Annotated in this window: 10 protein-coding genes; 4 read left to right on the top strand and 6 right to left on the bottom strand. The window is 65.3% G+C overall.

Features of this window, described 5'->3' with window-relative positions:
• The first annotated feature begins 10 nt into the window (after positions 1–10).
• Both LK12_RS13175 and LK12_RS13180 read left to right on the top strand, forming a co-directional pair.
• Positions 11–517: a DUF924 family protein gene (locus LK12_RS13175; protein ID WP_052223376.1), complete on the top strand. Its 507-nt coding sequence runs from the start codon at positions 11–13 to the stop codon at positions 515–517.
• A 94-nt stretch (positions 518–611) separates the two neighbouring features.
• On the top strand, positions 612–1,817 hold the full coding sequence (locus LK12_RS13180; protein WP_052223377.1) for a cytochrome P450: 1,206 nt from the start codon (positions 612–614) through the stop codon (positions 1,815–1,817).
• Positions 1,818–1,821: 4 nt separating this feature from the next.
• On the opposite strand, the gene LK12_RS13185 is transcribed toward LK12_RS13180, so the two are convergent.
• Positions 1,822–2,664, bottom strand: coding sequence for an arylamine N-acetyltransferase family protein (locus tag LK12_RS13185; protein WP_039284461.1), 843 nt, complete (start codon positions 2,662–2,664; stop codon positions 1,822–1,824).
• A 244-nt stretch (positions 2,665–2,908) separates the two neighbouring features.
• Between LK12_RS13185 and LK12_RS13190 the strand changes: the two genes are divergently transcribed.
• Positions 2,909–3,697: a DODA-type extradiol aromatic ring-opening family dioxygenase gene (locus LK12_RS13190; RefSeq protein WP_039284463.1), complete on the top strand. Its 789-nt coding sequence runs from the start codon at positions 2,909–2,911 to the stop codon at positions 3,695–3,697.
• Positions 3,698–3,773: 76 nt separating this feature from the next.
• Here LK12_RS13190 and LK12_RS13195 read toward each other — a convergent pair whose 3' ends face one another.
• Together LK12_RS13195 and LK12_RS13200 are read right to left on the bottom strand one after the other, a co-directional pair.
• A complete protein-coding gene (locus LK12_RS13195; RefSeq protein WP_052223378.1) occupies positions 3,774–6,347 on the bottom strand; it encodes a TonB-dependent receptor in 2,574 nt (857 codons plus the stop codon).
• A gap of 433 nt (positions 6,348–6,780) precedes the next feature.
• Positions 6,781–7,659, bottom strand: a complete 879-nt coding sequence (locus LK12_RS13200) for an alpha/beta fold hydrolase (protein WP_039284466.1) — start codon at positions 7,657–7,659, stop codon at positions 6,781–6,783.
• A gap of 180 nt (positions 7,660–7,839) precedes the next feature.
• Here LK12_RS13200 and malQ point away from each other — a divergent pair, with 180 nt between their 5' ends.
• Complete coding sequence (malQ, locus tag LK12_RS13205; protein WP_231568342.1) at positions 7,840–9,828, top strand: 4-alpha-glucanotransferase; 1,989 nt, start codon at positions 7,840–7,842, stop codon at positions 9,826–9,828.
• 15 nt (positions 9,829–9,843) lie between these two features.
• Here the strand turns inward: malQ and LK12_RS13210 are convergent, their stop codons facing one another.
• The 3 genes from LK12_RS13210 to LK12_RS13220 are packed head-to-tail and all read right to left on the bottom strand — an operon-like array spanning position 9,844 to position 12,826.
• Positions 9,844–10,296 (bottom strand): tRNA (cytidine(34)-2'-O)-methyltransferase, encoded by a 453-nt coding sequence (locus LK12_RS13210; RefSeq protein ID WP_039284469.1) that lies wholly within the window; start codon positions 10,294–10,296, stop codon positions 9,844–9,846.
• 50 nt (positions 10,297–10,346) lie between these two features.
• Positions 10,347–11,513 carry an alpha-hydroxy acid oxidase gene (locus LK12_RS13215; protein WP_039284471.1) on the bottom strand — a complete coding sequence of 389 codons (1,167 nt, stop codon included), beginning with the start codon at positions 11,511–11,513 and terminating at the stop codon, positions 10,347–10,349.
• A gap of 2 nt (positions 11,514–11,515) precedes the next feature.
• On the bottom strand, positions 11,516–12,826 hold the full coding sequence (locus LK12_RS13220; protein ID WP_039284474.1) for an NtaA/DmoA family FMN-dependent monooxygenase: 1,311 nt from the start codon (positions 12,824–12,826) through the stop codon (positions 11,516–11,518).
• Between the last annotated feature and the right edge of the window lie 71 nt (positions 12,827–12,897).

The following is a 12,897-nucleotide window of genomic DNA, read 5'->3' on the forward strand; positions in this document are numbered from 1 at the left end:
GAAAATGCCGATGAATGCGCAGCAGCGCGACGTCCTCGATTTCTGGTTCCGCGAACTCACGCCCAAGGACTGGTTCGAAGCCGGCGAGCGCAACGATCCGCTTGTGCGTGAACGCTTCGGCGCCTTGCTGGAGCAGGCCCGCAGCGGCGCGCTGGACCACTGGGCGGAAACGCCGCTGGGACGGCTGGCCCTCATCATCGTGCTCGACCAGTTCTCCCGCCACATCCACCGCGGCTCGGCAGAGGCCTTTGCTTCGGACGCGAAGGCGCAGCAGCTTGCGCTCGAAGGAATCGCGGCAGGCGTCGACGAACAGCTCGCCATGAGCCAGCGCCACTTCTTCTACATGCCCCTCATGCACGCCGAAGACCTTGCCATTCAGGCCAGGAGCATCGAACGCTTCGAAGCGCTGCGGGACTACGCCGAATGGATCCTGCAGTTCGCCCGCGACCACCGCGACGAGATCACGGAAAAAGGCCGCTTTACCGGCCGCGACGTGGCACTGGGGCGCTCCGGCTGAAATCCAAGCCTCCGCTGTCCTTAGTGCGAGTTGCAGCCTTCCCCTGCCCTCCTACCCTCCCCGGCGCATAAACAAGGATGGGAGAGCAGCACCCGTGGCAACAACGGCAGAAGTGCGTCCGGACAACGTTCCGGCAGACCGTGTCATCGAATTCGACGTCTTCGCGCCTCCGGGCGGAGAAAGCGACTATTTCGCTGCCTGGGACACGGTGCGGGGCAAGCATGGCCTTCTGTGGACCACGGCAAATGGCGGACACTGGATTGCTGCCGACGGCGAACTGACCCGGCAGATCTGGGGCGATGCGGAGACCTTTTCCAGCGAAGCGCTGGCTGTCACGCCCGGCCTCGGGGAAGCCATGCGCTTCATTCCGCTTCAACAGGACGCCCCCGAACACAAGCCGTTTCGCTCCGCGATCATGAAAGGCTTCGGCAACAACCATGTCATGGCCATGGAGCCGGTGATCCGCTCGGTGACGCGTGATCTGATTGCTGACCTTCGTCCTCGGCAGGGCTGCGAGTTCATGCAGGAATTCGCCGAGATCGTGCCGATCCACGTCTTCCTGACACTCATCGGCGTGCCCACCGAAGACCGCGCAAAACTGCGCCCGCTCGGCCAGCAGCTCACGCGCCCGGACGGCACGATGACTGTCGAGCAGCTCCGCGATGCCGCCGACGACTACCTGCGTCCCTACATCGTGGAACGCCTCGCCAATCCGGGGCAGGACCTGTTCAGCCGCATCCTCGCCATTCCCATCGAAGGCCGGCCCTGGACGCTCGACGAGGCGCAGCGCATGTGCCGCAACCTGCTGTTCGGCGGGCTGGACACCGTCGTCTCGATGTTCGGCAACATCGCGCTCCACCTCGCGCGCAATCCCAAGGACCAGGCGCTTCTGCGCGAGCGGCCCGATCTGATCCCGCAGGCCGCGGATGAACTGATGCGCCGCTATCCGATGGTCTCGGTCACGCGCAACGTCGTGCACGACGTCGATATGGACGGCGTCACACTGAAGGAAGGCGATCTCGTCTACCTCAACAGCTCGATCCACAACCTCGATCCGAAGTGCTTCGACAACCCGCTCGCGGTGGACTTCGAGCGCAACCTGCCACCGGTGCGGCACACGACCATGGGCGTCGGCGCCCACCGTTGCGTGGGAGCCGGACTGGCCCGGCTGGAAGCGATCCTGTTCCTGGAGGAGTGGCTCTCGGCGATTCCCACGTTTCGCGTTCGCGAGGGCACCAGCCCGACCTATCGGGCGGGCAATGTCGGTGCCATCACCGACCTGCGTCTCGCCTGGGACTGACGGTTCAGGAGAACAGCGCGAGCCGGGCGGCGTCCTCGTCGTCCAGCGCGATGTGGAACACCTTGCGCAGCGTGCGCGCATAGTCCGCGGCGTCGGCGATCGTGCGCGTCTCGGTGCCGCCCGCCCCATAGACGGTCATCTGGCGGTCGGTCAGGGCGGCAAAGCCGTCGGGCAAGGCGATGCTCGCGACATGGAGCGTGGTGAAGCGCGTGTTCGGCCGGGTCGAAGTCCAGTGGTTGGCCTGCTCCAGATCGTCCGCCCCCACTTCGCCGAGATCGAAGGTATACTGCGGTTGCCAGTCGCCGTGCGGCGCGGACCGTCCGTCGGTGGCGCTGGCCGGGCCGGCTCTTTCCAGCAGCCATTCGCCGCCGAGCGAACCGGCGATGCCGACCTTGCGCAGGCGATGCCGCGCCCCGTCCGCGGTCCGCGCTTCGGCCCCGTCGACGAGCGGCAGCGGCGGAACGAAGCTGCCCCCGAAACCGGCATCCGCAATCCACTGTTCACCGGCCAGATCGACGAGCAGCAGCACATGCGTGCGCGGCGGCGTGACTCCTTCCGGCACGCCCAGCCGCACGCGGGCGAGCAGAGGCCGGTTGGGCAAGCCCTGCGCCGTCAGGGCATCGGCGTAGAGCCGGTTCTGCTCGAAGCAGTAGCCCCCGCGCCCGTGCACCACGATCTTTTCGAACACGCTGGGGCCATCGATCCGGATTCCCCGGCCCAGGGGGATATCGAGGTTCTCGAAGCCGATCGCCTGACGGTGCGCGGCCTGCAAGGCCGCCAGCCCCTGCGGAGACGCGTCGGGCTTGTGTTCCATTCCGATGCGGATGAGGTAGCGATCAAGGTCCATCGGCAGCGCTTACGCTGTGGACCGGTCCGTGGGCAAGCCTGTGGATATCGTGTGGATGAGGTGTGCACGGGTGCAAAGAACGGCTCCGCCAATTCATTCGCATAAGTTGAACATTTCGATCGAACTTAACCCAGTATTTCGAATGTCCGGCGCCCCCTATGTCCAGCGCATGGCTCGCAGTGACAGCGGTGGACAACCGAGCCGTGCGAGAGACACAGCTTGGCCCTGAAGGGAAGACATCACGATGCGCCAACCGGTATTCTACATTCCCCATGGCGGCGGCCCCTGCTTTTTCATGGACGATCCGGCCGGCACCTGGACCGGTATGGAAGCCTTCCTGCACACCCTGCCCTCGCGGCTGCCCGAGCGCCCCCGCGCCATCCTGATGATCTCCGGCCACTGGGAAAGCGAAGACCGCTTCCTGTTCACCGGCAGCGCCAAGCCCGACCTGCTGTTCGACTACTACGGCTTTCCGCAGCACACCTATCAGCTGCGCTACGATGCGCCGGGCGAGCCGGACATTGCCGCGCGCGCCGTGGCGCTGATGGAAAAGGCCGGCCTTTCCGCCGGGCTCGATGCCGGGCGCGGGCTCGACCACGGTGTCTTCGTGCCGCTCAAGGTCGCGTTTCCCGATGCCGATATTCCGGTGATCGAGATGTCGCTCGACAGCAATCTCGATCCTGCGCTGCACATCGCCGCCGGGCGCGCTCTGGCGCCGTTGCGGGACGAAGGCGTGGTCATCATCACCTCGGGCATGAGCTTCCACAACATGCGCGGCTATGGCGATCCGCGCTTTACCCGGCCCTCGGAAGCGTTCGACCACTGGCTTTCCGAAAGCATGGCGCTGGAACCGGCTGCTCGCGAGAAGCGTTTGCGCGCATGGGAAACGGCGCCCGGCGCGCGCCAGTCCCACCCGCGCGAGGAGCACCTGCTGCCGCTGTTCGTAGCCGCCGGCGCGGCTGACGGTCCGGGCGACCAGATCTATCGCGAGACGGTGATGAAGACCGTGATCTCGGGCTTCGCGTTTTCCTGAATGCGGCTGGACCGGCGACGCACAAACGGCGGCCCTCGGAAGAAGGCCGCCGTCCAGTGGTCCAGAAAGGAGCGCTTTACGACCCGAAGCGGACTTTCAGCCGGACACCGTACATGCGCGGAGCATTCAACAGCTGGGACTCCAGGCCGAACGAGTTGAAGCCGTTTACCACGTTGACCGGGAACTTCTCGTTGGTGACGTTGGTCATGAAGAACGATGCATCGACCGGGCTCCCGAAAATCGAATCCCAGTTGGCATTGAGATTGAGCAGATTGGTCGCCGGCATCAGCCCCGGATTGCGCGGCGGCATGACGTCGGCGAAGACGATCCAGTCCTCCGGCGTCGTACCGGCCGGCGGGTTCTGATAGTTTTCCCAGGCCCCGTCGTCGGCGCGCGAAGCATACTGCTTGGCGGTGTAGACGAACGTCGCGCCGACAGAGAGCTTCCCGACGCTTTCCGGAACCGGAATGTTGAGCGTGCCGGTCAGCGTCAGGCGATGCTTGGGCGAGAGGCTGAGCGGCCCGCCGACGACTGCGGTCGGCACGACACGCGCCCAGGAGCTGGCGCCCGGTTCCCAGGGAACGAGTTCGTCCTCCGGAACGCCGCTCAGTTCCTGAAGCTTGGTGTTGAGGTAGGTATACCCGGCATCGAGCTTGAGGATGTCGGCGATCGTTACCGAGGCATCGACCTCGATACCCCAGATCCGCGATTTACCCGCGTTGATGATCGCGGTTCCGCCCAGCAGCGGCGCGCCCTGCTTGGCCACCAGCGTGGCCTGGATCTGCTGGTCGCGGAAGTCGTTGTAGAAGCCGGTAAGGTTGAAATAGCCCTTGAACATGCCGGCGAAGAACGAGGTCTTGGTGCCGAGTTCATAGGTATCGACCTTTTCCGGTCCCCACAGGTTGAAGGGGATATAGGTCGGGTTCACGCCGCCCGCACGATAGCCGCGCGTCCACTTGGCGAAGAGCAGGATATCGTTGGTCGGCTTGTATTCGAGGTCGATGGTCCAGGTCGGCTTGTCCGACTTGGCCGTGTCCTTTGCATAGCATTCCTCGAAATCCATCGGCGCGATGGGCTTCTTCTGACCCGTGTTCACGCCATCGACGATGAGGCCGTTGAGGGCGGGATTGTTACAGTACCAGGAGGGCACGAACGGCGTTTCGAAGAAGATGCCGGTGCCGTCGTACTCGTAGCTCTGGCTATCCCAAGTGTAGCGGGCCCCGGCCGTGACCGCGAGTTGATCGGTCAGGTTGTAAGTGCCTTGCGCATAGAGCGCGCGGCTCCTGTACCAGCGCTTCTGCCACGGGGTCGAAATGCTCGAAGACGTCGGGCTGATCCCGAAGCACTGATACTGATAGGGATCGACGCAGTTAAGCAGAAACGGGGTGAACTGCACATTGTATCCCAGCGGGTTGGCTTGCTCGAAATAGCCGCCGGCCTGCCAGGTCAACCGGCCGTCCGAGCTGCGTCCCTGGAATTGCAGTTCCTCGGTAATCGTCTCTTCGTCGGCATTGCGGAAGCCGGGGAAGTTGCCGAGGTGGATCAGGTTGATGAACGGGTTGATGGTGCCGTAGGGGCTCGTCCCGTCCGGGATGAAGTAGTATTCGCCTTCCAACGTCTGGCGGGCGATTTCCTGGAATTGCCCGTAGCTGACGATGTTCTTCACCGTCAGGTTGTCACTGGCCTGCCACGTCGTCGTGTTGATGATCTGCCAGGTGGTGAACTTGTTGCGGGCATAGGCATCGGTGTTGGACACGTCCCACCAGCCGCCGCCGACCGAGGCCTCGCCGGCGATCTGCCGGGCCGCAAAACTGCCGAAACCGGAATTCGGATTGTAGGCGATGACCTTGGGAACGGTGCCATTGGTGTCCGAACGGGTATAGTTGGCCACCGTGTAGTTTTCGAGATCGGGCGTGATTTCGGCCAGAATGCTGAGGCGCGCCGCGATATAATCAGTGTCGTTGAAGTTGCTCGGGCCGATATCGGTCAGATTGTTGATGTACCCGTCGCGTTTCATCCGGTCGACGCCGAGGCGGACCTTGAAGGTATCGGACAGCGGCACGTTGAGCACGGCCTGGACGCGCCGCATGTCGTAGTTGCCGTAGGACCCTTCGACGTAGCCTTCCAGCAATCCGCTCGGCTTCTTGGGCACCAGCAGCACCGCGCCGCCCGTGGTATTGCGGCCGAACAGCGTGCCCTGCGGGCCCTTGAGCACCTGCACGTTCTGCAGGTCGAACAGGCTGCCGACGCCGGCCCCCTCGCCGGAGGTCGTCGCACCGCCGCCGCGCGGCGCCACCACGTCGGCGAAGTAGACGCCCACCGAAGGAACGGTGCCGAGATCCTGCACGAAGCCGCGGATCGAGAAAGAGGCCTTTTCCGGACCGAACTTGGAATTCACCGACAGTGACGGCGTATATGTCGCCAGGTCGGCCGAATTGACGATGTTGCGCTTGGAAATGTCTTCCTGGTTGTAGACCGAGATCGAGATCGGCACGTCCTGCAGACGTTCTTCGGTGCGTCGCGCGGTCACGATGATGGCATTCGAATCCAGTGCCTCGCCTTCGGCATCCTGGGCCATTGCCGGTGTCGAAAGCACCACGCCCATTCCCGTGGCGGCCAGGATCGCAAACCTGCCGGTAAGTCCCTTCATGCATTCCCTCCCTTAGTTCACGAACGCGGGGAGTTACTCCTCGTCCGCAAGGTCCCTGTCGGCGCATGCGGGAGAAAGTCGGAAGCGCGGGTCGCCTTTGTCCGTTGGACCACTGTCGGCCGAACGTGGAAATCCCGGTTGTCATCCTCCCAAGGGCGTCTTGACGACACCTCTCATGCAAGGCCTTTTCCTGCCCCGGATTCTACACACATGTCAAGATTTCACGCATACCGACGAGATGGGAAATTGCAGCGCGACGAGCCTTGCCCCCTCAGCCCAAGGTGATCTTTAAGAACTATTTTTCTTATATTTACGCAAAATTTTGAGCGGGCGACCAAACCATATGAGATACCGTGGCGCATAGTCGCGACGGCGATGTCTTACATAGACAAGCGTCTTGTCGCCTCAGGGCGAGGCGACAAGACGCGACTGGTCAGCCGCCGATGAAATCGAGTACCATCGGCGTCAGCTTGGGCCACGACCGGAACAGCGTGTGGCCGTCCTTGCCTTCCATGGTCTGCGCCGAGCGGTAGTTCCATTCGTCGTCGTTCCACGGCGGATCGAGCATCACCGAATGCGGGATCAGCCGGTGCACCCATTCAGAGGTTGCACGCGTATGCGAGAGGTCACTCTTGCCGCTGCGGAAGACCAGCGTCGGCATGGTGATGCGGGCGAAGTCGCGCTGGCTCATTCCCGGCACCGGGGTAATCGGCGAGGGAACATAGGCTGCAGCCCATTTCTGCATCACGGCGATGAACCGGTCGGGATCGTAGTTGCGGATGTATTCGCGCGCCTGCTCGCTCTTGGAGAAGTTCTCCGCCCAGCTCGTCGCGTTCAGCACCGCTTCCATGCCGCCCGCGCTGGCCATCGTCGCCGCCTCGCCGCAGTAGTAGGTGGCGAGCTGCATGAGGCCGATGGGATCGCCGGAAATCCACCAGATCGCCAGGTGCGAGCAGATCTCCGGATCGCGCGCCGCGGCAAGCATCGAGACGCGGCTGCCGCCCGATCCGCCCGCGATCACCGTGGGGCCGAGATCGAGCTTGCGGATCAGCCCGGTCAGCGCCTCGGCCTGCATTTCGGATTCGCTGTCACCCAGCAGGCAGGCGTCGGACTTGCCGCAATTGGGCCGGTCGTAGATCAGTACCCGCTTGCCCGCCTTGACGAATTCCTCCGCCATTTCGCGCAGCCCCGGCACATCCATGGTGAAACGGCCGCCCGGCGTCAGAGCGACCGCCGGATCGCCTTCTTTGCCCAGCAATTCATAGGCAATCCCGATTTCGCCGCCGGTCACGGCGATGTTGGTCTTTGGCATTTCTCTCTCCCAACCAGTTTGGCCGCATCGTCAACTGCCCCTGCCTTGCGCGCAAGTCCCTAGATTGGAACGTGCATGCCGGTGCCGGCAGAAGCGGTGCGGCGGCAATTGTCGCCCTGCAGAGGGAACGCTAAGCTGGGCAGCGGCTTACCAGACGTAGGACTGCAATCCGCATAGCCGGTGGAGGCACGCATCACGCAATTGTACCAGCTTGCCGAGGCAATCGGCATTGCCCGTAGGTGGTGGAACGTCGACGGCGCGCGCCAGACCGTCTCCGACACCTCGCTGGCGACGATCGCAACCGCGCTTGGCTATCCGGCCGAGAGCGAGGGCGACATAGCCCGAAGCCTGGCGCAACTGGAGGCCGAGCAGCGCCAGCCGCCGGCGATGATCGTCACCGAAGCGGGTCTGCCCACGCCGCTGCCGACCAGTATCGCCCGCGCCGAGCTGACCGACGAGCACGGGTTCACCGCCGCGCTTCCGGTCGAGAACTGGGTCCTGCCGCCGGTCGACACGCCTGGCTATTACCGGCTTTCGCTGGCCGGCCACGACCTGACGCTCGCGGTCGCGCCGAAAAGCTGTCCGACGGTCCACGATTTCGCACCGGGCAAGCTGTGGGGCCCGGCGGTCCAGATCCCGGCCCTGCGCGGCGCGGCAAGCCATCCTTTCGGCAACTTCGGCGAACTCGACGAGGCGGTGCGCCTTTTCGCCGCGCGCGGGGCGGACGTGATGGCGATCAATCCGGTTCACGCGCTGTTTCCCGGCAACGGTGAGGGCTTCTCGCCCTATTCACCATCGAGCCGGCTCTTTCTCAACACCGCCATGGGCGCGCCGGACCTCATGGGCCTGTCGCCGCTGCCGGAGCAGGCGGGCGGCGCCCTGATCGACTGGGAAGGCGCCCTGCCCCGGCGCCTCGCCGACCTGCGCAAGGTCTTCGCGGGCCTCGACGCGGAAACGCGCGCTCGCATTGCCGAGGACAACGCGCCGCACGGCGAAGGCCTGCAGCGGCAGGCGCTGTTCGACGCGCTCGACGTCCACTTTCGGGCGAAGGGTGCGGATGGCTGGCAAAATTGGCCCTCTGCCTTCCACGACCCCGACGGCCCTGCCGTGGCCAGGTTCGCCGCCGAGAACCGCGACGAGATCGCGTTTCACCTGTTCGCCCAGTGGCTCGCGCGCGAAGGCATGGCGAAAGTGCAAACGGACGCGACCGAGGCGGGCATGGCCATCGGCCTGCTCGCCGATCTCGCCGTGGGCGTGCACACCGGCGGCGCCGACAGCTGGTCGATGCGCGATGCCATGCTGCAGGGCCTCACCATCGGCGCGCCGCCCGATCCGCTCGGCCCGCACGGGCAGAACTGGATGCTCACCGGCTTCTCGCCGCAGGGGCTGAAGCGGGCCGGCTATGCCCCGTGGATCGCCACGCTGCGCTCCGCGCTCGATCGTGCCGGAGGGCTGCGCATCGACCATGCCTTCGGCCTGGCGCGGCTATGGCTGGTGCCATCGGGCGAGGAGGCCAGCGCCGGGGGTTATGTGACGTATCCCTTCATGGACATGGTCCGGCTCGTTGCGCTCGAAGCCTATCGCGCCCGCGCCCTGATCGTCGCTGAGGATCTCGGCACCATGCCGATGGGCTTTGCCGCCCCGATCGCCGCCGCCAGGATGCTGGGCATGCGCGTCTTGTGGTTCGAGCGCGCCGCCGACGAGGGCTTCATCGGCGGCCGCGACTATCCGCCCACCAGCGTCGCCATGACCGGCACGCACGACACGACGACGGTCGCCGGGTGGTGGACCGGACGCGATCTCGAATGGGCGGAAAAGCTCGGCCGCTTTCCCGCCGATACGACTCCCGAACGGGAAGCAGAGCGCCGCGACGAAGACCGCGCCCGCCTCTGGGCCACCCTCACCCACAACACCCGCCTGCGACCCAAGCCCGACGATGCCGAGCCGGTGGTGGATGCCGCGCTGCGCCACATCGGCCGCTCCGCGTCGCAACTCGCCATCGCCCCGCTCGAAGACCTGCTGGCCGAACGCGAACAGCCCAACCTGCCCGGCACGATCACCGAGCACCCGAACTGGCGTCGCAGGCTCGATGCGCCGCTGGCGGACCTACTGGGCAAGCCGGACACCGCCGCGCGGATCGAGACGCTGGACCGGGCGCGGAAAGAGTAGGCGCGCTGGCTGCTGTTATGCAGGCAAGCCGCCCGTCTGCCGCAGGGCCTCGCCCAACGCGAGCGCGGCTGCCGTGGCGAGGTTCAGCGAGCGCACTTCGGGGCGAAGCGGGATGCGGACTTTCGCCTCGCACGCCTCGGCGACATGCGCGGGAACGCCCGCGCTTTCCTTGCCGAACAGCAGCACATCGCCAGGCTGATAGACGAAGTCATAGGCCGATTGCGTCGCCTTGGTGGTGAACAGCACCAGCCTGCTCCCACCGACGGCCGAGCGGAACGCATCGAAACCGTCGTGCCGCGCGAAACTGACGTGATCGATGTAGTCCATCGCCGCGCGGCGCACGCGCTTGTCGTCCCAGGCAAAGCCCATGGGTTCGATGAGATCGACCGGCGTGCCCATGCAGGCGCCCAGCCGCAGAATGCCGCCGACGTTTCCGGCAATTTCGGGTTCGAACAGAGCAATGCGCATCGCGGCTGCTTGGCGGGAGCGCTGCGCCGGCGCAAGCTGTATCGCCGCATTCAGGTGCGGATAGTCCCCGGAAGGAGATAGCTGCGATCCAGTTCATCGAGCCGGTTCACCCCGACCATGGCCATGGCGACGTCGATCTCGTTCGCCAGCAGGTCGATGGCATGGCGGGCCCCCGCCTCACCGCCCGCCGCGCAGCCATAGAGCGTGGCGCGGCCGATCAGCACCGCCTTGGCCCCGATCGCGAGCGCCTTCACCACATCCGCCCCGCGCCGCACGCCGCTGTCGAACAGCACGGTGGCGCGGTCCCCCACGGCATCGACCACCGAGGCCAGCACATCGATGGCGGGCGGCGAGGAATCGAAATTGCGCCCGCCGTGGTTGGAGACGGCAATGCCATCGACCCCGTGATCGAGCGCGATCCTCGCGTCCTCCGCACTGAGCACGCCCTTGATCACCAGCTTGCCCGACCACCGCTTGCGCAACTCGTCCACGTCCTGCCAGCAGACCGAGGCTGAATTGGCGACGCGGCTGACCGTGCCGGTGAGCTTGCCGCCCACTTCGGGCGGGTAGTTGGCGAACTGCGGCAGACCGCCCTGCATGTAGTAGCGGGCGATCACCGAGGCGAACCACGAGGGCCGCTTGAGGAAGTCGGAAACCAGCGTACGGTTGATCCGCACCGGATTGCCCATTCCCGCGCGCTTGTTGAACTCGCGCAGCGGCCACATCGGCGTATCGACCGTGAGCACCAGCACTTCGGCGCCATTCGCGGCGGCATTCTCGACCACGCGCCACGACAGGTCGCGGCGCTCCCACAGGTACATCTGCATCCAGTGCCCGGCCGTGGCGCACTCGGCGATATCGGCAAAGCTGGTGGTCGAACTGGTGGTCTGGGTAAAGGGAATGCCCGCCGAGGCGGCGGCGGAGGCAATCGCGCGCTCGCCACGATGCCACAGCAGATCGGACACGCCCGTCGGCGCGATCACCAGCGGCAGCGGCTGCTGGCGGCCGAACAGCTCGATCCCGGTCGAGCGCGCGGACACATCGCGCAAGGTGCGCGGCAGCAACTGCACGTTCTGCAGCGCCTCCACATTGCGATTGACCAGCAGGTCGTCTTCGGTGCCGCGCTCGATGAATTCCCAGATCGCGCGCGGCAGCCTCCGGCGCGCGAGTTCGCGCACCTGGGCGATGTTATGCGCGCGCCGCGAAATGTCCCCCATGCTCAGGCCAGTTCCAGGTTCTCGCGGAAGGTCGTGCCTTCGTATTCGGTGCGGTAGATGCCGCGCTTCTGCAGGATCGGCACGACTTCGTCGACAAAGTTCTCGATCGAGCTGGGCATCACGTTGGGCGTCATGTTGTAGCCGTGGCAGCCGGTTTCGCGCCAGATGTGCTCCATCTGATCGGCCACCTGCTCGGGGGTGCCGACAAGCTGCGGCATGCCCACCGAAAGCCCCCACTTCTGCGCCACTTCGCGCAAGGTGAAGGGCCGGTCGCCCAGCACCGAGGTAAAGGCCTTCATCAGCCCCTGCGAGGCATTGGTCTTCTGCTCCTGCATAGGCTTGTCGAGATCGATGCCCGCAAAGTCGACGCCCATGGTGCCCGAGAGGCGCGCAAGGCACGCGTCGAGCGGCATGCGCTCGATCAGCTCGTCGAGGTTCTTCTTCGCCTCTTCCTCGGTGCCGCCGAGGATCGGCTGGATGCCGAACACCACGCCGGGCGCGGGCTGCCCGATTTCCGCCGCCGCATCCTTGAGCTGGCCCATATAGCGCATCATGCCCGGCAGGTTGGGCTGGATCGAGAACACGACGTCGCCGTGCTCGATGCCGAACTTGAGGCCGCGCCCGGAGGTGCCCGCCTGGAACAGGACCGGCCGACCTTGCGCACTCGGCAGCACGGGGCCGACCGTCTCACAATTGAAGAACTCGCCGTGGTAGTCGACGAACTTGACCTTGGACGGATCGGCATAGACGCCGGCCTCCCGGTCGGCGAGGATCGCGCCCTCGCCGATGGAATCCCAGAGCGCGTAGCAGACCTCCATGAACTCGTCGGCCGCGTCGTAGCGGCGGTCGTGCTCCATCACGTCCTTGTATCCGATCGCGCGGTGCTCGCCCCGCAAGTGGCCGGTCACGATGTTCCAGCCGACGCGACCGCCGGACAGGTAATCGACGGTCGAAAGCTGGCGGACGATCGACCACGGCTTGTAGGAAGTGGTCGACATCGTCGCGGCGAGGCCGAGGTGCGTCGTCGAGGCCGCCAGTGCGGAAAGCAGCACCACCGGATCGTGGCTCGGCCAGCAGACGCCATACTTCACGGCATCCTCGTGGCTGTCGCGATAACGGTCGAACACGCCCGGCGTATCGGCGAAGAACAGCCCGTCGAACATGCCGCGCTCGAGCGTGCGGGCGAGGTCCTGCCACTTCTTCAGGTCAGCCATGGCCTCGAGCCGGTTGTCGCCCGGCGCGGCCCAACTGAGCACCGTGTGGTTGATCGGTGAATGGATCTGGAAGCTGATCAGGTGGATTTTCTTGCTCATGGTCTTTGCCCGTTCTTCGCGTTTCCTCTCGTGAGCGCGTGATGGAACTTCAGCCGGTCCGGGGCAAGGAC

Source organism: Novosphingobium malaysiense, from assembly GCF_000802225.1.
Classification (GTDB): domain Bacteria; phylum Pseudomonadota; class Alphaproteobacteria; order Sphingomonadales; family Sphingomonadaceae; genus Novosphingobium; species Novosphingobium malaysiense.